The organism is Chitinispirillales bacterium (assembly GCA_031254455.1).
In the GTDB taxonomy this organism is placed as follows: domain Bacteria; phylum Fibrobacterota; class Chitinivibrionia; order Chitinivibrionales; family Chitinivibrionaceae; genus WRFX01.
This window is the reverse complement of the sequence record JAIRUI010000100.1, coordinates 1-23377: the sequence shown is the minus strand read 5'-3', so window position 1 is coordinate 23377 and position 23377 is coordinate 1. Positions and strand designations below refer to the sequence as shown.

The following is a 23377-nucleotide window of genomic DNA, read 5'->3' as shown; positions in this document are numbered from 1 at the left end:
TTCAACTATGTTGCGATACATATAATACTATATTTTCGTATGCACGGTCAAATATTTTTTTGCATACGAATAAATTATTCGTTAAAATGTTTTTTTACCGTTAAAAAATATAAAAGTTTGCAAAAAAACCGACGTTACGACAAAAAAATGTGCATATAACAAAAAAAAACGTGCAAAAATAAAGTTATTTTATTATTCTTATATATAAACGTGGTACAAAAACGGTCGTTTTTATGCGGCGGCTTTTGGGTATATAATAAAATGCTAAAGAATTAACAAAACAGCGGGGTTTTTTATGTTAAAAAAAAGTATTGCGGCGGCTTTAACGACGCTTTCGTTTATTGCGGTTTCGTTTGCACATTTGCCGCCGGCGCATGACGCGAGTCTGCGTTCAAGACAAACCGGATTCGGCGCGAGAGCGGTTATCGGCGGCGGGCTTCGTGGAGAAACAAGAGCGGACAGTTACTCAAACAAAGGCGAGTGGGAAGCGGGGGGGACTTACAAAGGCGATTTTACAATCGGTAAGGGAGATACGGTTTGGCATGGCGATTGGAAAGGGAAAAAACTTTGGTGGTGGGCGAAATTCGCTCCTACAAGTTCCGACGTGCCGGGTGAAACGCCTCCGGAAGGCGGAACTTCTGCATGGGTTCTTATAAATTCGCTTTCGGCGGCGGCAAACGGAACTTCTAATTATCAATGGAGCGGCTGGTTAGGCGATTTGGACGGCAAAGGCGGTAATATGTGGGCGGTAGTTCCAACTTGGAGAGACGGTGCGAAAGGCGCGTATTCCATGACTCACGACGATTTGGGAAGCGACGGCGGAATGCCGTTTGACAAATCCATACAGCCGGGCTGGGATTTGGCGCAGGATTTTCCGTTAATAAAACAGGCCTGGGGCGCGTATGTCGGCGCTATGGACGAAGAGGATTGGTCGCAGGCGAAATTAATGGTAGAACAAGGACACGAAATTTTTAACCATTCGATGGATCACACTTCCGCGGCGGACAGATGGAGCGTTTATAATCCTGGAGAGAGGCTGTCTTCAACCGACCCGGACATCCCGGATGTCGTTCAGGGGCTTGAAGTCGTAGGCGCGTGGAGAATCAGTTATCACATGGCTCAAGGAAGTTGGTCTCTAGAGACAGATCTTGAAGTGTTCAATAAAGACGGAACAAAAACGATAACCGACAGAAACGGCGCATGGGACGGTCCTTTGGGGAAACCGAACTATGAACCCGGCACTTGGGTCGATACGCTTAAGGCGAGCAACGATCTTGTAGAAATTTACGCCTTTCCGTATTGGGAAGGATTAAGTCCGAACGAAGAAGCGCCCAACGGAGGAATTATGAAAATCGTGACCAAAAACGGAACGGAGGAAGTCACGATTTCGCAGACAGGGCAGAAAATGTACGTAAACAAGTCTTTGGGTAAAGTGGCGGTAAACACTGTCGGCTGGCTTGATTTGCCTGATATTCAAAGCAAGTATCCGTTCTATTACAACGGAGATCTTACCAAAGACGACAAAGGCAGACCCTGTTTCGTTTTGAAAGTACACAGTTCTTTCGGATGGGACGCGGCGGGCAAGACGAGAAACGTCGTAGAAGCGAATAATCTGATTAATGACAATCTGTACGGTAAAGTAGGCGCGACGCCTTACTTTGTTAACGGCAAAAGAAGCGAATATTTCGGTTATCCGTTCGACGTTTATTCCGAAGATATGCACGCATACCTTGAAAACGCGGGATTTGTCGGGGCGAGAGGCGGCGCCAAATCGGGAGTTCCGATGCCGGGGGATTTCTTCCATCCGTATAGAATCGACTTTGACGCGTTTTTCATTCAGGACAAAGATTGGACTGCGGAGAGTTCGGGCGGAGATTACGTGTTTCCACACAATCCGCACGTGCTTTTGGGATTGAACCAGTTGGTAGAAGAGGTTATCGCCAAAAAGGGATATATGGTTCGCGAATTTCATGCTGTAGCCGATATTCGAAGCGATAACGGCGACTGGTACAATAACAGCGGCAATCCCGACACTTGGGACGTAAACGACGCCGGACAGGACAGAGGCGGCTGGTGGGGCGGTATCGCCGAATTCCAGTTGAGAGCGCATTACGAGTATCTTAACAGAAAAATAACCAATCGCGAAGTTGTGGTTTATACTCCGTCCGAAGCGGTTAAATACAGAATGACGGCTAACGCGACCGCCAAAAACGCAAGTTTGACGAAAGACGGCGGCAACTATAAACTTAACCTTACGACTACCGAAACCATAGTTGAAAAATATCGCGACGAAATTTCGGCGATCGTCGCTTTAGACGCGGCTTGCAATACTTTGGCGGCAAAATATAACGACGGAGAAGGAACGAACGTCGCGCCGCGCAGAAAACCGATCAAAATGGACGGCGAAGGTAAAATCTGGTCGGTTTCGGTTAATCCTTTCAGGTCCGAAGGAGAAATTAACCTCGTTCCCAACGGAAATTGGGAAGGCGTAGAAGGCGGCGAGGAATATATCGACTGGACGTCGATAAAACACCAAAACGGCAAAACGGCGGTAAAACCTGCGGCGGTTTCGTTTGTCGGAATTCAAAACGGACAGATCGCGCTTAACTTGAAAGCGGGGAATTATACCGCAGAACTCTACAACCTGCAAGGTCGTATGGTCGGCAAACAGAATATCACGGCTATAAACGGAGTAAACGCCACGGGGTTAAGAACGGATAATCTTGCGAAAGGAATGTTTATTCTCAACGTGAAGCAGTCCGGGGAATTGTTATTGAACAGTAAAATAATGCTTAAATAATTTGGTGAAATTTTGGGAATTTTTTTATAAAAAAAAGGAGAATTTATGAAAAAAAAATTGATTCTGTCGCTGTCGGCCGTAGCCGCGGCGGCGACCGTCGTGTGCGCTCACTTGCCGTCGATGTATGACGCGAGATTTCAGATCGACAGGGAAAGAGAGCGTTTGAGTAATTCCCCGAAGACTCGTGCGACTTATTCAAACAAGGGTACGTGGAACGAAGCCACTAGTTACAGTGGCAATTACGCAAATTTTGAGGGTGATACCGTTTCGTACGGCACTTGGAATGGTAAAACGCTTTGGTGGTGGACTAAATTCTGGACAAAGGGTGACAAACCCGGAGAAACTGGTTCCGAAGGCGGAACGTCTCCTTGGGTGCTTGTCAATTCTCTTTCGGCAACCGGCAATGGTAAAGTGAATTACCAATGGAAGGGTTGGGACGGAAACAGTCCGTCCGAATCGGCTCCGTTTGTAGCGACTTGGAGAAACGGCGCGAAAGGCGCATACTCTATGACTCACGACGATATAGGTTCTATGCCGTTTAATAATTCGGTAACTCCGGCTTATTTACTGGGACGTGAACCCAAATACGAACAAATTAAGCAGTCTTGGGGCGTGTATGTGGATATGATGGACGATTCGGAATGGGATTTGGCGCTTAAAATGGTAACCGACGGACATGAAATGTTTAACCACTCATGGGACCACACTTCCGCCGCAGACCAGTGGCAATGGTTTTACCCTACGACGGTAGTTCCCTCTCATGATCCGTCGATTCCTCCGGCTATACGCGGACTTACGGTTGTCGGAACATGGGGAAATGCTTCGCAAGCCGGACTAGCATGGCCCGTTCCGGCTACGGTTGATTTTGAAAGTGAATTGGTTACGGTTAAAGCTACGCCTTACTGGACAGCCGTCGCTCCTTCCACCGAACCCGTAGGCGGCGACGCTTGCGGAGGAGAATCTGGTACTGGCTGTCCCAGATTGGTTATAGAACCTGTCGTTACGGCGAAAGCCGGAACCGAAACGATTACTCTTCCCAGCGGGAAAAAAGCGTATGTGAAATATACGAAAAAATCTAATTTGCTTGATGATCCCGACCTTGATTATTCAAGAGCGGACATTGTAAACGAAGGTAAAATCGCCGCTACGGGGGTTACTTGGTACGATATAGCACAGTTAACGCAATACGGAAACGGCTGGACGCACCAATATGTCGCTGCTGATCAAGGGTCTCCGGGATTTGTCGCCAAGATTATGTGTTACAGTGCTTGGGATGCGACGGATATGCAGAGAAATATGAAACAGGCGAACGATAAAATTAACGAGAAAATTTATGATCGTATTGAGAACCCTGGTAAATATTTCAGAGTCGGAAAGAAAAGCGAGTATTTCGGTTATCCTATGGACGCGTATAGTGAAACGTCTCACAAAAAATTGGAAGATTACGGAATTCCCGCTGCGCGCGGAGGAGCAAAATCCGGTGTTCCGATGCCGGGAGATTTCTTCCATCCGTATAGAATAGACTTTGATGCTTTCTATATTGAAAAAAGTGATTGGAATCCTTCTAAACAAGGTGCCGGCTACGTATATCCCGATAACGCTCACGTGCGTTTGGGATTAAACGAAATGATAGATAAAATCATTGAAACAAAAGGTTATATGGTTCGTGAGTTCCACGCCGTAGCGGATATTGCCGAAGGCGCATGGTACAACAACGAACACAACAGCATGTGGCCTATTAACTCTCCTGCAAAGGAAATGGGCGGCTGGTGGGGCGGTATCACCAAATTCCAGTTGAGAGCGCATTACGATTATTTGAGTCAAAAGATTGATGCGAAAGAGTTGGTTGTCTATACCGCTTCGGAAGCGGTTACGTATCGTATGACGGCAAACGCGGTAAGCGGCGCTAATTTGAGCGGAACTACGCTTACGGCTACACTTAACAATTCTAATGATCCGGGTAATATGTATTACGACGAAGTTTCGTTTATCGTGCAGATAGATGCGACTGAATTGAATGTCGAATATACTGGAGGCAAAGGAAATCCGCGGCTTGCTCCGAAAAATCTCGGAAACGGTTATTGGTCTGTCAATTTTAACCCGTATGTTTCTACGAGTGTAAATCTTATACCGGGTCAGGCGTTTGAAGACCCAATCGTAGTTACCCCGGGCTTTGACCCTGATGACGTAGATATTCCGGGACCGGGCGATGACTGTGATCCGTTTGATCCGAATTGCAACGGCAGCGCTATTTTCAACGTCAAGGATAAAAAGACGGGAGTTTTGGCGTTTACGGGAATAAGAAACGGACAGATTAACCTTCGTCTCAACGCAGGAAATTACTCGGTCGAACTTTACAACCTGCAAGGTCGTATGGTCGGCAAACAGAATATCAGTGCGATAAACGGCGTAAACGCTACCGGTTTGAGAACGGATAACCTTTCAAAAGGGATATTTATTCTTAACGTGAAACAGGCCGGCGCTTCACTGTTGCAGCATAAGATAATGATTAAGTAATCTTATATCGCTAAAAGATTAGAAACGACATAGGCGGATAGAAATATCCGCCTATTTTATTCTTTTAGAAACGACATCTAATACTCAAGAATTTCAAGTAACAATGAATATTCTCATATTTCTCTTCCAAAGCGTTTATATAATCTTCTTTTCAATTAAAATTATTAGGGCGTGAAATTTGCATACGGAGAATTTTTGACAATAATTGATTTTGACCATTTTTTGTTTTATTTGCGGCGTTTTTTTGCTTCTAAAACCATAACGATAGCATTCGCATCATTCATAATCAATTCTCCTTACTTAATCCGGTCAAAATAAAACCGCATAAACACAAAGTAAACGCTATAATCAAACGTAAAATTGTATATACTGTTTCACCATTTTTCATTTTAACACATATAACATATTAGAATGGTTCGAAAATTATTAGCCTTATTTAAGGAAGACGAAAACGAGCTTGTTCAAGATAATAAACAGTGTGCGCCAAAGATAAAACGTCTATAGTGTCAGGGTATATACGATAATGATTTAATAATATTATCAACCATCGTTTTTCTTTATCCGACAACATCAATCGTTTTTCTGGACGTTTTGTGTCGTCGTCCCATCCATTACCCCTAAAGATAACTTCTATCAGAGAAGCGCAGAATATTTCATTAGCGTGATCCATAATATATTCAAATTGAATATCTGAAATTTCTTTTCTTTTCTCTAACCCTTCATGCGTCAATCTTATGGGTTCAAATATAAGAAACACTTTCAAGTAAAGCGCTGTTATCTTGTGATAATCAATCTTAACTTCTTTATCTTTCGACGACTTTTTGAGATATTTTCTCTTGAATTTTTCAAGCTCTTTATCGTAAGTATACCATATTCTGTCCAATGAACGTTTATTTACAGTTAGCGGTTCTGTAATAAGACTAGCGTATTGAGAATTTACTTCTTGTACGAATTCATTAATCAATAAAACAATATCATCTTTCCAACGCCTTAATGAATTAGCGGAATTTTCCATTATTACACAGCCGCCACAAATCTTTTGAGATTATCATAGGTGGTTTTTACTGTATGAGAAATGTCAATGTTTTCCGCTGACGGCGAATGATTCCCCGGTAACAACTCCACTATAGCCGCTTCTTTCCTTTTTTTGGCAGTATAACCCATAGCGCCAAAAAACAACAAACCTAAAACAATAATCAAACCTTCAACCATCTTTTGACTCCTTTACTTTAACCGATTTAAAAAACAACTCTTTGCAGCAAACTGTCAATATTCCCAAAAAACATGATATAGCCAGCAACCACTCTCTTTTTGTCGCATCCTGACCCATAGCTGCATAAGAAACAGCAAACACGGCAATGGCTACAAACAATATCTTCATTATAAATTCTGCAGAGTTTCCATATCTGTCGATTTCAAAATAAGAAACAGTAACTACACAAATAGCCGCCGCCATAATATCTCTGGGTGATAGTCCACAATACGAATGTAAAAAATAAGATACGAAATCCGCATAAATAGGAATGCAACTCAAAGCTAATGATCCTATAAACCAACCGTGCTTACTCAATATCCACCTCTCAAAACATATATTTTCCATGTTATCAGGGCAAAATAATATAATGTTCAAAGCAAATACGAAAAATCAATCATAAGTATCAAAAATTAACGTAAAATCATTATTCATAAATAACTTCCGCAAGTTTTTATTAAAAACATATTATTTCGCACTTTGTCGATTAGTTTGTCGAAAGATTACAAAATCTTTGCATTTTGTCTCGGTATTAAGTTATATTTGCTATTGACGGTTATTATTTAAAATTTCTACGGAGGGTTTAAATGAGTGCGGATATAAACGGAGTTTTATCAGACGGCGACATAGCGGCGTTGTGCGGCAGTTCGGTTAGAGACCCTTTTTCGATTTTGGGTATGCATCCCTGCGACAGAGGCGTTTCCATTCGCGCCGTTTATTACGGAGCGGCTTGCGTTAAGGTTTATGACGGTAAGGGAAAGTTCATCGCCGATATGTTTCATATAGAAGGAACGCCTGTCTTTACTCTCTTGCTTGAAGATAAAAAGAAAGTTTTCAAATACGAACTGGAAATTTATTACGGCGACGGGTTTATAAAAAGAACCGCCGACCCGTATTCGTTTCTTCCGGTTCTTACCGACGAGGATTTGTATTTGTTCAACGAAGGCAATAATCGCTATATTTTTGAAAAGATGGGTTCTCATTTAATGTCGATAGACGGCGTTGAAGGAGTGCATTTTGCGGTTTGGGCGCCAAACGCCCAAAGAGTCGCCGTTGTCGGCGATTTTAATTTATGGGACGGGCGCGCCCATCCGATGCGTCCGATTGGAAGTTCGGGCGTTTGGGAAATTTTCATCCCTGCGCTTAAAGAGGGAACGGTTTACAAATACGAAATAAGAAAAGCCGGTTCCGGGCATTTGGTTCTTAAAGCCGACCCTTACGGAATATCGCAGCAGGCTTTTCCTTATCACGGTTCGGTCGTAAGTTCCACCAAAAATTACAAGTGGAGCGACCAGGAGTGGATTTTGAGTCGTCAAGACAAAGGTCAGTGGCATAGAGAACCTATGTCTATTTATGAAATGCATTTGGGAAGTTGGAAAAAAAGCGGTCGCAACGAAGAAGGCGATTATTACAATTACCGCGAAATCGCCAAACTTCTTGTTCCGTACATAAAAGAAATGGGATACACGCACGTAGAATTTATGCCCGTGCAAGATCATCCGTTTGTGCCCAGTTGGGGCTATCAGGTAGGAGGGTTTTATGCGGTAAATCACCGCTTCGGATCTCCGCAGGACTTTCAATATTTGGTGGATATTCTTCACCAAAACAACATCGGAGTAATTTTGGATTGGGTGCCGGGGCATTTCCCAAAAGACGAATACGCTCTGTCGTTTTTTGACGGGACGCATTTGTACGAGCATTCAGATCCGCGAGAAGGCGAACACAGAGACTGGGGAACGCTTATTTTCAATTACGGGCGGCACGAAGTACGCAATTTTTTGGTGGCGAACGCGGTTTATTGGATTTCACAATATCACATAGACGGTTTGAGAATCGACGCGGTCGCGAGTATGCTTTATCGAGATTACAGCAGAAAGCATGGCGAATGGCTTCCCAACGCTCACGGCGGCAACGAAAATTTGGAAGCGATAGGGTTTTTGCAACAAGTAAATTGGGTCGTCCATAATTCGTTTCCCGGAGTAATAACAATCGCCGAAGAATCTACTATGTTTCCGGGCGTAACCGCCCCTGTCGAATACGGCGGGCTCGGCTTCTCGTTTAAGTGGAATATGGGTTGGATGCACGACACTCTGGATTATTTCAAACAAGACCCTGTCAATAGAAAATACCATCAGGGCGATTTGACGTATTGCTTGTGGTATGCGTTTTCCGAAAAATTTATGCTTGTTCTTTCGCATGACGAAGTTGTACACGGAAAAAGAAGTTTGCTTGAAAAAATGCCCGGCGACGATTGGAAAAAATTTGCAAATCTGCGTTTGTTGTACGGATTTATGTATGGGCATCCCGGCAAAAAAATCTGCTTTATGGGCGCGGAATTCGGTATGCGAAACGAATGGTACGAAAAGCGTCAAATCGACTGGTTCTTGCTTGACGAAAGCGTTAACGGAGTTTATCATTCAAAAATCAATAAAATGGTTAAAGACTTGAACGGATTTTACGTTAAAAACTGCGCGATGTGGGAAGACGATATTTCGCACGAGGGTTTTGAATGGGTTGATTATAACGACCGCGACAACTGTGTAATCGCGTTTGTCCGCAAGTCCAAATCGCAGAAGAAAAAATTTCTGTTTGCGTTTAATTTCACACCGGTCATTCGTTACGGCTATCGTTTGGGAATTTCTTACGACGCCCGCTTCAAAGAAGTTTTCAACTCAAACGCCGCCGAATACGGAGGAGAGGGATTAGGAAACGGCTCAAAGGCGATTTCAACGAAAAAAGAATCGTCGCAAGGCAAAGAATTTACCCTTGAAATTGATTTGCCGCCGCTTGCGTTTCTTATTTTTGAGTTTGAATAGGTTTTTCTTTAGAGAGGCGCAAAACGCGCCTCTTTTTGTTTTTGCGCAAATATTATATTTCCGACGCTTAAAGTTTGTGTAAAGCGAGGTTAAAATGAAAAAAATATCGATATTGTTTACGACTGCGTTTTGCTTGTTTGCACAAGAAAACGACGCGTTGCGGATAGACAGCGTTTCAGCGCATGCGGACAGCGTTTTACAATCGCCGCAGGAAATTACGGAAAATGAAATATCCGATGAAATTTTTTTAGAAGAGATAGATTCCGCCGCTTTTGAAAACCCCTTTGTTATTGAGGACGCTTTTACCGTTGAAAAAAATGACGCGAAAATTCACAAGATCGTTTTTGTCGGGATTCAATCCGGAGAAATACCCGAGCTTCGCGATACTTTTGAAGAGATGGTAAGAACGCATTTAGGGCGGGAAATAAACGCCGAGTTTATTCCTAAGGAATTTTCGATGCGCGTGTGCAGAAAATTATTCTTGAATAATAAAATAGTAATCGATTCGGTGTTTTTTGAAGAATTGAAAAAACATGAATTGCAAAATACGATAGTTCTTTTAATCGACGTTGAAGAATATCGAGTTGCGGCGGTTCGCAGAGCCATTTTCGGAGCGGGAGCGGGAATCGAGGGAAAACTTAAAGCCAACTATTTGTTTTATGACGCCAACACGCAAAAAGAGTTGTTTTTTGCAAGAGCGTCAAGCGTTTCGACGATTAAGAAAGGGTTGGTTTTTTGGCATTCGCTTGAATCCAGAGTTAATATTTCTTCCGACGACATAAAAAAAATAAACGCGGATTTGCTTAAAAATGTCGTTGCGCAAGGTTTTGATATGCTGGAAATCGCCGTATCTTTAAGAAAATGACCGTGTTAAACTTGCGCCGATATTATTTTTGCCAACGATATCTTTTTGCAGAAGGAGAGGAAAACAGTGCAAGATCAGAAATTAAACAACGTTTTCGACAGCAAAGAAGAGTTTGATAAACTTAACGGTTTATTTTTGAAAGCCATTGAAGATTTCAAAGAATACCGCGACGGAAACGTAACTTACGGTGAAATAATGTACGTTATGGAATGTGTTCTGGATTCTTTGCGAAACATTTCCGAGAAAAACGCTCAAACGAAAAAATTCACGGATATTTTTGGAGATACGCCGTCGTTTACCGTTTTGCTTGCGGCGGAATGCCGGTTGATTGAAACGCTTGTTAAAAAAAAGATGTTATCTTCCGAGGATGAAGCGTATGTCCTGTACGGCGAAGAATAGCAAGTGTTTTTTACTGTCGATTCCGGCGCTTGAAAAATATATTCCTTTAGCGAGAAGGTATATCGTAGAAGTGCTGATGGCTTATGGTTTAGGCAGCGGATTTTTGTATCAAATGGAAATAGTTATCGACGAATTGTGCGGTAAGATTTCTAATATGATAAAAAAACAGACGACAGGATCTTGGCTTGATATAAAATTTGAGATAGGCGGAGACGGACTTTTGTTTGATATTTTGGAGCAAAACAGTTCGGAAAATAACGTTATCTGTACGGAAGAAGGCGGAATACTGCAGGAGTTCGGCATAGGTTCCCCCGAAATATGTCTGATTGAAAGATATTCTGACAGCGCGATATTGCGGTTGCGCGGCGGCAGGATTACAAATGTCAAAATAACACGAGCCGTAAAGGTAGATTAAATGCCGTCGGTACTTTTAAGCGAAGAATTTGACGAAGTCGCGTTTTTAAGATTTCTTGAAGACGAGAATTTTGAAAGCGGCGCGGAACTTTTCAGTTGTTTTGAAAAAATAGTTTCTTCTTCCCGTAAGTTTGTGATTTTGGACGCAGGGGCTGCCGACGATATTCCCGACGACGTTCTCTTGAAAATATTTGATTTTGCAAGTAAAATAGGGATAAAGTATTTTCATAAGTTGTGTTTTGTTGGACGCTCAAGAAATTTGCAAAAAAAGATAGAAGTGACAAAACAAAGTACTTTTTTAAAATTCTTTTACAATGTAAACGATGCAATAAATTATTTTTATTGGGATTTTTGTAAAAACCGCGATACCGTTAATATAAGAATACCCGCGGATTTGGAGTTTGTGCCGTCTATAAGAGGCTGTGTATCGGATTTTGCGGAATTGTGCGGGATTTCAAAGAAAACGGTGTTTCAGATAGAGATGATAGTGGACGAGTTGTGTAACAACGCGATAGAACACGGGGCTCAAGACGAATGTAAAGCTATAGAAGTTCTATGTTCCATTGGAGAAAACAAAGTAGAGATAAATGTTTATAACGGATATTCTTTCAAAGCGATGAAAGGGAAAACCGGACACGAGATAGAAAAAAGTATGGAAAAATGGGCCGATTCCCCCAATAAAACCGAAAACGATTTCAGAGGGAGGGGTTTGGCTTTGGTAAAAAAACTTTCAGATGATTTTGAGATAAACAGTTCATTTGACGGAACGTGGGTTCATGTGGTAAAAAAGAAAGGGGAATCTGATTATGCAAACGCAGATTGAGATTTTGAAGACGGATGTGGAAAATGTTAATGACGGGGTCATTGTAAAAGTTAAAGGCGATATCGACTCGACTACTTCAACGATTTTTTCAAATACGATATTTGATATTTTGAACTATGACGGAAAAATAAATATTATTGCCGATTTGGAAAATTTAAGGTATATTAACAGTACCGGTCTGGGAGCTTTTTTGAATATAACCAAAACCGTTCGGTTTAAAGGCGGCGTCTTTGCTATTTGCAATATAAACGATAATATTAAAGACGTAATTGATATTATAGGGGCGTCGACATCGTTAAATGTTTATAAAAATACGGACGAAGCGCTTGCCGCTTTGATGAAAAAATAAAAGGTAGGTTATAATGAAGAAATTTGGATTGACGCTTTGTTTATGTGTTTCCGTTTTGGTTTTTTGCTGCGCCAAAAAAAACGGACGCGACGTAAAATCCTCCGCCGACGAACTTACCGCGCCGTTTGGAACGATAGCGAAAAAGACTTACAGCATAGGAGACCTTATCGCTTTCAGCAGTATGCAATATCATCATCCTGTGAGAGAAATGAGAGGAAGATTCCCCGGAAGTCGTAATACTACGACCCTTTTCATAGAAACTCAGGTTTTATATCAGGAAGCGCAAGAGTATAAAAAGCAAGTTATGAACGGTTTGGAATGGAAATGGAAAGAAATCTACATTCCCGGACAAATATATCAAGTAGGCGTTATAGATAAAAACATGGGAGCCGCCGACGAAGAAATTTACGCTTATTATAAAAAACATAAAAACGAATTATTAATGGAATTTGGTTTGGGGCAAAGCGATTCGATGGATTTTAATCGGGCGAGGATTTCGATAATAAAAAAATTGTTTTTGACTAAATATCCGCCTTCTTCTGAATTTTCGGCGATTTATCCGGGGTTTTCCGAAGAAGATCTTAAAACAAAATGGTTTGAGCAGATGGCCGGCGATAGAGCGGCGTTTTTCAGAGATATTCTTTACAAGAAGAGGTTTGGAGCGGATTTCCCAAAATATAATACAAAATCCGAACTTGTGGGCGCGGGAAAATTGATTTCAGAACCCGAACTGAATGTTGTTATGAGTTGGATAGCCAAAGGGCAAAACGTTTCCGAAGATTTGGTCGTCGCAAAAATGGTATCATGGATTTTGTTTGCGGACGAGGCGAAAAGTTCCGGTTATGTAAAGGCTGAAGGTTATAAAAAACTTAAAGAACAGTTTGAAAAATATGAAATCGTGCGTCATTATGTTAATGAAGTTTTAGGCGATAAAATAAAGAGCGATTTTACGCCTAATCAGGACTTTATAAAATTTGCGATTGCGGACAAAATGAAAAATCCGTCGTTTGACATTTCTCAGGAAGAGATTGAAAATTATTCCGATACGATAAAAACGGAGATGTATGAAGCGAAAATAATTGAATATATTCATCAAAAACGTGCAAAGGCGAACGTTGTCCTTATGCAGAAAGATTATGTTGACATATTCGGCAAATCGCCGTCTCAAATAAAATCGGAAGCGGACAGTTTAGCGGCGAACCAAAACACGGAAAGGGCGAAAAAACTTTATCGGGACCTGACGGAATGGTATTTGTATTCTCCTGAAGGGAAAAATGCGTTTTTGGAGTTGGCGAAGTTGCAGACAGACGCAAAATCATATACGGAATCAATAAATTCATATAGAAAATATTTACTTTACGGCGGAGCGAATTCCAAATGGTGCGAGGTGTTTTTTATGATAGGATATGTCTATGCGGAGCAGTTGGAAAAGTATCCGTTTGCGGCTATGAATTACAGATGGATTCTGCAAAATCAACCCGGCTGTAATTTGTCTTCTGACGCCGAATTTATGTATTTACATTTGGGAGAACCGATAGTAGATGTTGAAGAACTGAGGCAGGAGTCGATAAGACAAGGCAGAGAGTAAGTATTTTTTGAGATGAAACAAACGGAAGTATCTTTTGACGAAATCATAGACAATTTAGTTCTTAATCTTGAAACGATTAAGAACGAGAAGTTAGTTTCACAGCAGTTGCAAATTTTATCGCAAATACGCAGTCGGCTTTTTTCAGGAGAAATCCATATAGCGATTATAGGGCAGTTTAATCGCGGAAAATCGACTTTTATAAACAAGTTAATAAAAAAAGATTTGCTTCCTACTTCCGTATTGCCGCTTACGGCTATTCCTACGGAAATTCGTTTCGGCGACGAAACAAAAGCGGTGATTTCATTCGCGGATAATTCTAAAAAAGAAGCGAAAGAAGAAAACGTCAAAGAAATATTGAGCGGTTTTGTTACGGAAAGCGCCAATCCTGAAAATAAATTGGGCGTTACAAGAGCGGAAGTGTTTTGCAATAGCGAATTTCTTGCAGGCTCGACGACGATAATCGATACGCCGGGATTCGGTTCCACGCATGTTCATAATACTAAAGCCACTCTTGCCGTTTTGTCGCAGTGTGACGCCGTGTTTTTTATATTAAGCGCCGATTTGCCTATAACGCAGATGGAATTGAATTTTATTAAGCAGATAATTCCGCAGGCAAGCAGAATATTTTTTGTATTCAATAAAATTGATTTGCTTAGCGAAGCCGATTTGGCGATGACGACCGATTTTGTAAAAAAAACGCTTAAAAGTAAACTTAATATAGATGTAAGCGGATGGTTTCTTTGCGTATCGGCAAAAAACGAAACCGGTATGGATGTAATAAAAAACGAAGTTATCGGTTTTTTGAAAAGAGAAAAGTATTTTTCGCTTTCTGAAGCGCTCGAAAGAAAGCTTTCCATTTCGTTTAAAGCGATAGATGAAATCGTAAACTCTATTAAAAACCGTTTAAACGATGAATTAAATTCGGTAGAAAATTCTTTTGAAAATTTGAAAAAAGATTTCTCTGAAAACGAAAATTTTATGAAAAAAATATCGTCAGTAAAGAAAAGTTGGGATAGTTTTTCGTTTTTTACGCCGAAAATCGATAAGATAAAAATAATTACTTTCGAACTTTCGGATGAAAAATACTCTGAAATAAGCCGACGGATAATAAACTCGCTTTTGCTGGACAACAAGCGTAAAACCGGCGATATTTTCAACGGTATCCAAAAAGATTATACTCAAAAGAATGCGGAAATTCTAAAAAAAATATCCGCCGAGAAGAAAAATATTAGAGAAATAGAGGAAAACCAAAGGGAACTTCGCGAAAAACTCAATAACATTCAAAAATGTATTAATTTATATACCCAGTAATTTTCCAAGCACCTTTTTACATAGGTGCGTGTTTGCGAAAACCCTATACATTCTACAAAATACGGTTCGTCTTTAAGAATATCCTCGTTGTTTTTTACCCATTTTTTTACGTTATTCGGACCGCCGTTGTAACCGGCGAGAGTTTGAACATAATCGCCTTGTGTCTGTTTAAGGAGTTTGCTTAAATAATATGCGCCGAAATCAATGTTTAATTCAGGGATGAGTAATAATTGAGGGTCAAAAGGGACTTTCAAATAATCTGCGATTTCTTTTCCGGTATATGGCATGATCTGCATTAATCCGGTCGCTCCTACAGGAGACATTATTTGCGGAGAAAACATGCTTTCTTGCCGCATAACCGCTAACACAAGTTCCGGCTCTACGTCGTACTTTTTTGCGCTTGCGTTAATTTCTTTGGAATAAGCGTTCGGATAAATAAGTTTTATATATTCCGGAGAAAATTCACCGCGTTGTTTAGACGGCAACGCCCAATAAATTCGCCTTCCCAAACGATAGAAATGATGAATCGCTCCGATTTTTGCATAAAATTTCGCCAACGATACGATAATCGGATAATTTTTGAAGTTACGGTTTTCTATCGGCTCAAAAAGCAATTCCGCCTCATCTTTAAGTCCAAGTCCGCCAAGAAATATTCCCAGCATTAAATTGTCGATAAGTACGGCGTTTTTGGCTAGAGTGTCGGGGGGTTCGATTTTTGAAATATTGTCTATTCGTGAATACCAAATAGAATCGCTTACGCTGATTGTCGAAATTTCATTGTTTCCAAATATTTGACGGGAACGAAAATCGTAGTACGTGAGTGGAAAAGTTACGTTTATCGAATCTATAAATTTTTTTGCCGAAAGCGTGTCTTTTTTTGCTAAAAAAGTTCTTGCCGACCAGTAAAAAGATCCTGCAACGTATGAGGAATTAGGGAATTTCTGGCGAAATTTCTCAAATCTCGTCAACGCTAAATCGTATTTTCCTTGGCGAAAATCTAAAAGTCCTACTCGTAAACCGGCTTCTTCGCCGTGTGTTCCTATAGGCTTTTGGTTCGATAATTTTTCAAATAAATTTTTTGCCCCGTTAAAGTCCTTATTTTCTTCTTTTTCCCAGGCTAAATACCAAAGAATATCGTGCGAAGTTTTGCTGTTGGGATATAACCTCGTATGTTTTTCGTAATATTTGTGCGCTTCTTTTATGTCGCCGTTTTGTCTGTATGAACGACCTATTTTGTAGATTAAATCGGAATCGTCGCCGAATTTTTCAATATATTCTTTTCCGTATTTTATTACGTTGCTCCAATTTTTCATAGAGTAATTTAATTGCGCTCTGAACATTAAATATTGTTTTTTTGTGATTTCCTCGTCAAAATCTTTTTTATTCATCGCAAAATATAACCAGTCGCTCGCCGCCGAAAGTAAATCGATGTTTGACAGTTCCTGCGCTATTTCAAATGCCGTTTTGATGTCAAACGCGGTATCGGCGACGGTAGTGTCTTTGATTAATTCAAAAAACCGCCTTGTTATAGTTTTATCTTTCATAAAAGAAAGAAATTCGTAATATAAATCCGATGTTAATTTTTTCTCTATCAGTGAATTTTCAATGTTTATTATGGAACTTTCTTCAACGGCTCCACCCGCCCGTTCTATTCCGTTTAGATAAATCATAGCCCAAACGACGCTTCCTAAACTGTCCGGAAACGCTATGCGCAGTGAATCGACTTTGGAATACAGAAAATAACGATACGGCTCGTAAGCGGTTTTTTGCGCGGCGATTCTATATGCGCTGACAGCGTATGATAAATGTCCTTCGGCAAGTTCCATGTCGCCGATCCTTCGAAAGGCGAACGGAGCGATTTTTTTGGATTTCTCCGCCGAATTGATAAAATTCAAAATAGCCTTTTCACGGTTACCTTTGCGCATTTCTATTTCGCCCAGCGCCAAATAAAACATACCGCTGTCGTTATATTGGATTAACCTGATTTTCTTTTCCGCTTCGTCATAGTTTCCATATATAATTTCATCGACCGAGTAATTTCTTATAAGAGAATCTACAAAATTAACCGAAATTTCTTCAGCGAAAATCATCGACCGAACAATTATAGCGATTATAATAATTGAAATATTATTTTTCAAAATTTCTCCAGAAATAATATTTTTATAAGATTAAAATATCTTTACACCGTTGTAAAAAAACATTTTTCCGTTAGTTAGTGTTATTTTCTGCAGAAATTATTTAAACGGTTTTGAAATCTATGCGATTCGCGCCGCAAGATTTTCCCGACCTTCTTCGTTGAGAACGTATAAGTCCAAAGGGTTTTTGGGGCGAATGTTGTCAAGAATTGTGAAACCTTCAGGTGAATTGATAAACAGAATCGGGATATTTATTATTTTTTTCGCTATTCCAAAATAACGATAAACCGCAAGCCCTCTGAACCATGATTTTACGTCAACGATTATTCTGTCGAAACCGCCTTTTTCAATCGCTGTGAAAAAATCGTTGGAACTTTCACATACGATAACTTCATGACCGGCGCTTACGAACTGCTTCTCTACGGCAATTCGGTTTTTTTTGTCTTCATACAATAATACAAATTTCATCATTCCTCCTTAAAGAACTATTGGAAATTTAGCGGTAATGGAAGTGCCTTTTTTCTGTTCGGATTCAAATATTAAATATCCGCCCCAATCTTCCACATATCTGCGGATTCTTGGAATTCCCAAACCTGGTCTTTTATACTTCCTGGTGAAAAACTTATTTGTTATATATCTTTGTGAATCGTAGTCCATTCCCAATCCTGTGTCTTTTACGTTTATTACACAAAATGAGTCAACAAGCGAAACGTCTACGGTAATTTTTCCGCCCTCTTTGCAGTTTTCTATGGAATTTGACGCGTTAAAAAGAAATTCCGTAAGAATTTGCGTTATTTTGGGCTCATCGCCGGTCGTTTTTATATTCGGCGCAACTTGAAATTCCAAATCAATCTGAGAATAAGAATAAGCGCGCTTGTTTTTGGTTAGAATTGTATTGTAAATAGACGATATATCTACTATGTCGCTTTTGTAAGGTATCGGCTCGTTACGCAAAATCAGCATTGTTATTTTATTTGGCTCGTCAAAGTTATTCAAAATATCATTAATGCTGTCCAAACTGCTTTGAACTCTTTCGTTTTCGCTTTCATCCATTTTCAGCAATTGCATAACTCCGGTTACAGAGCCGAAAGTATTGCGAACGTCGTGAAAGGTTATTCCCAAGATTCTTTCCGCCGCTTCAGTTCCCCAAGCGACTTTTTTCCCAGCCGTTTCAATATTTATTCGGATAGCGGACGATACCGCTTCTATGACGGTTTCGTTGAATTCGTTGTTTTCGTCAATACAATACAAGCGTCCGCTTTCTTCGCCTATGCGCCACTCTACAAAATGTTTTTTATTTTCCGGGTTAAAATTGATAGAAATCGGTTTTTCATTAGGTTTAACGTTTAAATAAAGCGGTTCTCGACAAGGCATATTCCAAAGCGCGGCAAGTTCGACGCCACAGGGTTTTTCCGTTGACGCGCCTAAAAAATCCGAAATGCCGGAAAGTAAATCTGTAAATTCGTCTTTTACCGCAATATTAAATAGTTTTATAATTTCTTTATTAAGTTCCATAAAACAACTCTTTCTTTTTAGGTATCCGATCTATTGGTTTAACGCCTCAAGCGCTTCAAGTTCGTTTTTTGCGATTCGTAAATGCTTTTCTTCTGCGCCGGTATCGGCGATTATTTCTTTGAACAATTTTATCGCTTCGTTATTTTGATTCATTCTGAGGTTGAGGAGCGCAGATTTCAAAAGAATCTCGTTTCTTCTAAAATAGTTATTCGGAACGGAAAGGGCTTTTTTATATGCCGCTAACGCATCGTCCAACGCGCCGTCATACTCTAATGCGGTCGCTTTGGAATCATAGAGTTGTACGACAAAGAAAGGGGTCGTTTGTTTTGCCTTTAACGCTTCGTCGAAAACTATCGCCGCTTCTCTGTATTCTTTCTTGTCCAAAAGCGTCTTTCCCGCAAGTGCGAGCGAATAGCAGGAATATGAAGTTCCTTTGTATTCGTCGGCAACGGCTTTCAGTTTCTCAAAAGCGTCGTCGTTTCCGTTGGAAACCGACATCACGGCTTCGGCGAACGCCTTTTGTCCCTCAATATGTTTTTGCTTACTTAAATAATTAAAAGACAACACAACTAATATGACGATTGCCGCCAAAACAGCGGCAAATACTATAGAACTCTGCTTCCGATTAATGAAATTTAATACGTTTTCGCTCATCTTCTTATCCAAAAGATTATCTCCTCTTCTCACTATAAAAATAATTTATTACGAAATTAAAGTGTTAAAATAATTTTTTACACAAAAGAAAAAGCCGCAAATTTTTTGAAAATTGATTTTTTAGACAACAATAAATTATATTTACCTTGAATTTTGAGAATTTTGTAAGCGGAGGATTTTATAATGATGAATGAAAGATTATCGGACGATGAATTGCTGAGATTTAAAAAATTATTGCTTGAAGAAAAACAAAAAGTTTTGGAAACTCGCATGGACATGCTTGAGCAAACGATAGGACAAGCGGTTTTTGATTCGGTTGGAGAAAACGTACATTACTCTATGCATTTGGGCGATTTGGCATCGACCGTTTATGACAGAGAGTTTAACATGAGTTTGTCGGAAAGACAGGCGAAATATCTTGAACAGATTGACGACGCGCTGCAAAGAATTTCCGATAAATCTTACGGTATTTGTCAGATTACGGGAAAAATTATTCCCACAGAAAGATTAGAAGCGGTTCTAACAACTAAATATTCAATTGAAGGTAAAGAATTGTTGAAAAAAGGCAATTTGTAAAAAAATGTCCCAAAAGTTCAGTTTTTTTTTAAACGGCAGATTGTTTTTGTTCTGCTGTTTTTTTGTTTATAGGACTTTTGGGTCTGTGATTACCGAAATAGTTTACCGCGAAGAAGAATATGAAACCCGAGAATATCCGAATGTTGAATATAGTCCGGAATTTATTAGCCGAACGGTTAAAGGGATAGTCTCGTTTTTAGCAAGTAACGGTCACCCGTTTGTAAAAATCTCGCCGAAAATCACTGAAAAAAACGATTCTATAACGGTTGATTTGTTTATCGATAAAGGAACTTTTGTAAAAACTTCCGACGTTAAATTCATAATAAACGGAAAACTTAAATATTATCTTGCCGAAAAACCGATAGAAAATATATTAAAAAGTTATTATGATTATTATGATTTTGAAAAAGTGAAAAATATTCTTCAAAGCAAAAAATATATAAATTCCGTTTCTATTTTTTTTCCTGAAATAAACGATTCTTCTATCGAAATCCCTATAAAAATCGAACCCGTGAATTCGGTGTTTTTTGACGGAGGCCTCGGCTTTGCGACTTATCCTAAAAATACGGTTACCGGAAACGCAAGTTTGGGAATAGTAAACGTTTTTGGGGCGGGGGAGATTGTAAATTTTTCGTATTTTGCAGAAGAATTATTTTATAAATTGAACGGGGATTTTGAGATTCCGTATATTTTGCGAACATCCGTAGGAGCGTTGTTTTCTGCGGAGATAGAAGTTTCCGATTCGTTATACGGCAGCGTTTCGCTTTCGGCGGGAACGCAGTTTTTCGGTGAAAAATTTTCGATGAAAATAATGATGAATTATAGCGAGTTGACGATTGGAGATACCCTTTCAAGATACACGGGAATAAATTTTTTGATAGATAACGGCGCAAAAAAATTTACTCGCTCGAATTTTGCCGCACAAACGGAATTTTCGGCAAAAAGCGGCGTTATTTCAGATAAAAAAAATTGGATGCCAAAAGGCGAAATTTCCGCGCAATTCGCAATTCACATTCCTGTTGGTAATTCTCGACTTGCATTTTTAACAAAGCCGAGCGTAGGAATGATTGCGTTTGAAACGCCGCAAAATCTTCATCGGACGCAAATTTTCAGAATCGGCGGCGCAAAATCGGTTCGCGGTTATCAGGAATCGATTTTTCCGTGCCTTTCTTTCGGTATTTTGGGAAACGATTTTCGATATTATATCAGTGAGTCGGGGGCTGTTTATTTACTTTTTGATTATGGCGCGGCTATGGATAAAGAATACGATTTTTTTGGGATTTCTCAAATTTTCGGCTACGGGGCGGGAATTACTATACCTGTCGGTAAATTGTCGTTTTCTCTTGAATGGGCAAGACATTATAAAGAATTTTCATCGCTGGGAAGAATACATTTTAGAATAGGAAATTATTAATCGTTGTTTTATCTTGCCAAAATTTTCAATATTTATTTTAAACTTACCAACGTTGGTGTAGAGAATAGTATATTTTTGATTGTTGAAACAAAACATATTTCAAAAAGGATGCTTATCATGAGCGATAAAGAATTGCAGAAAGAAATAACTAGGATTTAATTGATGTTGACAATCAAGCAAAATCTAATCTTTCCGCTAATAGTTTGGCATTGGAATGCCGGGTGTTATGTTATGAAAGATCGTTGTTCGCCGCTTGATAACGTTTGAAAATTTGACGTTATACTCTCTCACCTCATCAAAAAGCCGTATTCATAAATTTTCGGTTCAATTTTGCCAGCCAAATTTTTCAACTCCATCCGTAAATTGCCAATTAACTCGTTATACTTCTCGTCATCGCTTTTGTTGTTCATTTTACCTTGGGCGTTCCTGCCCTGGAAATGCTCACGAATATCGTAAAGGCTTGCGTTCACATTGCATTTTGGTTGCAAGTGGTAGTATTTCCATAATTCTCTTCCCGCTTTGAAAACATTCTTGGCAGTTTCCGAAAATTTAAGTTTTGCTTTCTTTCTAGGTGCTATTCCTCCCGTGCCACCTCCGCCAGCACCGCAGTTGTAAAATAAACTGGGTTCTGCAACAATCAAATCTATTTTCCCCGCAATGAAATCCGTCATAAAACTGCTGTCAAATTTATCGCTAGCACCCACATCCCATTCTATAAACGGGAGCCAGTGGTTTATGCCGTGTTTACAAGAAATATTGTTATTAAAGAGTGTATAAGCCAAACAGTCATTTTGAAATTCTTTATCTTTTTCCCAGCCATCATTGGGATAAAGAAATTGGTCGCGGTCGTTTAGCCAGTCGGCGGAAATTGCCTTGCGGACGGCAAAGTAGATACAAGCAGAAATTAAATTATGCTGATTTATCCATATTCCACGAGGGTTTGGCATTTGTTCTTTATTATTGAGAATATAGACTATCTGATTGTGTTGAAAATCATTGCCATTTGTTCCCGCTAAAAATCCAATATCTATTTCAGAATGATTTTTAAACGAAGAAATCCATTTATTTATGTATTCCTTTTTATCATAGGAATAAAAAGATTTATTGCCAATAAAGTTTCCATCGGTGTCAAAAATATCAGAAATTATTTGTCCAAATTTTTCCTTTTTGTTTGTGTCCCAAATTTTGAAACCAATCGGAAATTGCCCTTTTACGTTATCGAAACTCCAAGCGGGAACAATAAACATTTTTTTCAATTTTGCCATAAAAAATGCTCTAAAATTTTCAAATGCAGAACCTTGTAAAACTTTCAGTTTCGAAAATTCTGCAAGATTGCAACCACGAATTTCATAATAAATTCTAGCTATAAATTGCGTATAAATCTCTCGTCCCGCTGTTCCTAATTCTGAAATGTATTTATCATGAATTTTTGATTGATTAACTCCAGCTTTTCCTCTTCCTATAACGCTTGAAACTTCCGCATACGGCGGGTTTATATAGACAACGAGTTTTTTGCATTTTTTGGGGTCGCTTATAATCTCAAAGAGTTTATCCGGTAATTTTCCGCCTTTTGCTTTTGGTAAAAACTCATCATTTAAAAAATCAAACTGAAATACATGATTCTCAAGCAAATTGGCTCCGTTTTCTATTCTGTCGTGTATAACATCAACATCCGCCTTATCCAAAGTCGAAGCGTATATATTGTATTTGTTGGTAAGTCCGATGAGTAAATTTCCCGTGCCCGCCGCGCAATCCCATACATAATACTCATCCTGCCAGTTTTCGCCCAAAACTTCGGCGATATAACGTTGTGACAACTCCACCCACTTCTGCGGAGTAAAAAATGAACCCTTTCTTTCGCGAACATCCTGCGGAACAAGCATATCTCGACGCTCTATTATGTAATCCCAGTATTCCTCTTTGGGCGGACGAAGATATTTCGCCCAAAA

20 protein-coding genes are annotated in these 23377 nt (G+C 39.7%); 12 read left to right on the top strand and 8 right to left on the bottom strand.

Annotated features, from left to right (window positions below):
- Positions 1-295: 295 nt before the first annotated feature.
- On the top strand, positions 296-2800 hold the full coding sequence (locus tag LBH98_07955) for a hypothetical protein (GenBank protein ID MDR0304680.1): 2505 nt from the start codon (positions 296-298) through the stop codon (positions 2798-2800).
- Positions 2801-2845: 45 nt separating this feature from the next.
- Positions 2846-5317, top strand: coding sequence for a T9SS type A sorting domain-containing protein (locus tag LBH98_07950; GenBank protein ID MDR0304679.1), 2472 nt, complete (start codon positions 2846-2848; stop codon positions 5315-5317).
- A gap of 436 nt (positions 5318-5753) precedes the next feature.
- On the opposite strand, the gene LBH98_07945 is transcribed toward LBH98_07950, so the two are convergent.
- From LBH98_07945 to LBH98_07935, 3 genes are all read right to left on the bottom strand, one after another.
- Complete coding sequence (locus LBH98_07945) at positions 5754-6200, bottom strand: hypothetical protein (protein ID MDR0304678.1); 447 nt, start codon at positions 6198-6200, stop codon at positions 5754-5756.
- 134 nt (positions 6201-6334) lie between these two features.
- Positions 6335-6529, bottom strand: a complete 195-nt coding sequence (locus tag LBH98_07940; protein MDR0304677.1) for a hypothetical protein — start codon at positions 6527-6529, stop codon at positions 6335-6337.
- A complete protein-coding gene (locus LBH98_07935) occupies positions 6522-6773 on the bottom strand; it encodes a hypothetical protein (GenBank protein ID MDR0304676.1) in 252 nt (83 codons plus the stop codon). The genes LBH98_07940 and LBH98_07935 overlap by 8 nt, the downstream gene beginning before the upstream one ends.
- A 383-nt stretch (positions 6774-7156) precedes the next feature.
- Here LBH98_07935 and glgB point away from each other — a divergent pair, with 383 nt between their 5' ends.
- From glgB to LBH98_07895, 8 genes are all read left to right on the top strand, one after another.
- Positions 7157-9385, top strand: coding sequence for a 1,4-alpha-glucan branching protein GlgB (gene glgB / locus LBH98_07930; protein ID MDR0304675.1), 2229 nt, complete (start codon positions 7157-7159; stop codon positions 9383-9385).
- Positions 9386-9479: 94 nt separating this feature from the next.
- Complete coding sequence (locus LBH98_07925) at positions 9480-10250, top strand: hypothetical protein (protein MDR0304674.1); 771 nt, start codon at positions 9480-9482, stop codon at positions 10248-10250.
- Between the two features lie 66 nt (positions 10251-10316).
- Entirely contained in the window at positions 10317-10649 is a 333-nt protein-coding gene (locus LBH98_07920; protein MDR0304673.1) for a hypothetical protein, read from the top strand.
- Complete coding sequence (locus LBH98_07915) at positions 10627-11064, top strand: ATP-binding protein (GenBank protein MDR0304672.1); 438 nt, start codon at positions 10627-10629, stop codon at positions 11062-11064. Before LBH98_07920 ends, LBH98_07915 begins: the two co-directional genes overlap by 23 nt.
- Complete coding sequence (locus LBH98_07910) at positions 11065-11886, top strand: ATP-binding protein (GenBank protein MDR0304671.1); 822 nt, start codon at positions 11065-11067, stop codon at positions 11884-11886.
- Positions 11870-12235: an STAS domain-containing protein gene (locus LBH98_07905; GenBank protein MDR0304670.1), complete on the top strand. Its 366-nt coding sequence runs from the start codon at positions 11870-11872 to the stop codon at positions 12233-12235. The genes LBH98_07910 and LBH98_07905 overlap by 17 nt, the downstream gene beginning before the upstream one ends.
- Positions 12236-12248: 13 nt before the next feature.
- A complete protein-coding gene (locus LBH98_07900; protein MDR0304669.1) occupies positions 12249-13823 on the top strand; it encodes a tetratricopeptide repeat protein in 1575 nt (524 codons plus the stop codon).
- Between the two features lie 12 nt (positions 13824-13835).
- The gene (locus LBH98_07895; protein ID MDR0304668.1) at positions 13836-15134 is read left to right on the top strand and encodes a dynamin family protein; all 1299 of its coding nucleotides are present in this window, start codon (positions 13836-13838) and stop codon (positions 15132-15134) included.
- On the opposite strand, the gene LBH98_07890 is transcribed toward LBH98_07895, so the two are convergent.
- From LBH98_07890 to LBH98_07875, 4 genes are all read right to left on the bottom strand, one after another.
- Positions 15104-17272, bottom strand: a complete 2169-nt coding sequence (locus tag LBH98_07890; protein ID MDR0304667.1) for a transglycosylase SLT domain-containing protein — start codon at positions 17270-17272, stop codon at positions 15104-15106. The genes LBH98_07895 and LBH98_07890 overlap by 31 nt on opposite strands.
- A 117-nt stretch (positions 17273-17389) precedes the next feature.
- Complete coding sequence (locus tag LBH98_07885; protein ID MDR0304666.1) at positions 17390-17740, bottom strand: hypothetical protein; 351 nt, start codon at positions 17738-17740, stop codon at positions 17390-17392.
- A gap of 6 nt (positions 17741-17746) precedes the next feature.
- Positions 17747-18784 carry a sensor histidine kinase gene (locus tag LBH98_07880; GenBank protein ID MDR0304665.1) on the bottom strand — a complete coding sequence of 346 codons (1038 nt, stop codon included), beginning with the start codon at positions 18782-18784 and terminating at the stop codon, positions 17747-17749.
- A 30-nt stretch (positions 18785-18814) separates the two neighbouring features.
- On the bottom strand, positions 18815-19450 hold the full coding sequence (locus LBH98_07875; protein ID MDR0304664.1) for a tetratricopeptide repeat protein: 636 nt from the start codon (positions 19448-19450) through the stop codon (positions 18815-18817).
- A 171-nt stretch (positions 19451-19621) separates the two neighbouring features.
- Here LBH98_07875 and LBH98_07870 point away from each other — a divergent pair, with 171 nt between their 5' ends.
- Entirely contained in the window at positions 19622-20014 is a 393-nt protein-coding gene (locus LBH98_07870) for a hypothetical protein (protein MDR0304663.1), read from the top strand.
- A gap of 85 nt (positions 20015-20099) precedes the next feature.
- Complete coding sequence (locus LBH98_07865) at positions 20100-21428, top strand: hypothetical protein (protein MDR0304662.1); 1329 nt, start codon at positions 20100-20102, stop codon at positions 21426-21428.
- Positions 21429-21715: 287 nt separating this feature from the next.
- Here LBH98_07865 and LBH98_07860 read toward each other — a convergent pair.
- The coding region (locus LBH98_07860) for a hypothetical protein (GenBank protein MDR0304661.1) at positions 21716-23377 on the bottom strand (1662 nt) is incomplete at its 5' end.

Coding starts and splice junctions, on each gene's coding strand:
- LBH98_07885 (MDR0304666.1), bottom strand. CDS start 17,740: ATGATGAAATTTGTATTATTGTATGAAGACAAAAAAAACCGAATTGCC.
- LBH98_07925 (MDR0304674.1), top strand. CDS start 9,480: ATGAAAAAAATATCGATATTGTTTACGACTGCGTTTTGCTTGTTTGCA.
- LBH98_07905 (MDR0304670.1), top strand. CDS start 11,870: ATGCAAACGCAGATTGAGATTTTGAAGACGGATGTGGAAAATGTTAAT.
- LBH98_07895 (MDR0304668.1), top strand. CDS start 13,836: ATGAAACAAACGGAAGTATCTTTTGACGAAATCATAGACAATTTAGTT.
- glgB (MDR0304675.1), top strand. CDS start 7,157: ATGAGTGCGGATATAAACGGAGTTTTATCAGACGGCGACATAGCGGCG.
- LBH98_07940 (MDR0304677.1), bottom strand. CDS start 6,529: ATGGTTGAAGGTTTGATTATTGTTTTAGGTTTGTTGTTTTTTGGCGCT.
- LBH98_07955 (MDR0304680.1), top strand. CDS start 296: ATGTTAAAAAAAAGTATTGCGGCGGCTTTAACGACGCTTTCGTTTATT.
- LBH98_07880 (MDR0304665.1), bottom strand. CDS start 18,784: ATGGAACTTAATAAAGAAATTATAAAACTATTTAATATTGCGGTAAAA.
- LBH98_07870 (MDR0304663.1), top strand. CDS start 19,622: ATGATGAATGAAAGATTATCGGACGATGAATTGCTGAGATTTAAAAAA.
- LBH98_07910 (MDR0304671.1), top strand. CDS start 11,065: ATGCCGTCGGTACTTTTAAGCGAAGAATTTGACGAAGTCGCGTTTTTA.
- LBH98_07915 (MDR0304672.1), top strand. CDS start 10,627: ATGTCCTGTACGGCGAAGAATAGCAAGTGTTTTTTACTGTCGATTCCG.
- LBH98_07900 (MDR0304669.1), top strand. CDS start 12,249: ATGAAGAAATTTGGATTGACGCTTTGTTTATGTGTTTCCGTTTTGGTT.
- LBH98_07950 (MDR0304679.1), top strand. CDS start 2,846: ATGAAAAAAAAATTGATTCTGTCGCTGTCGGCCGTAGCCGCGGCGGCG.
- LBH98_07935 (MDR0304676.1), bottom strand. CDS start 6,773: ATGGCGGCGGCTATTTGTGTAGTTACTGTTTCTTATTTTGAAATCGAC.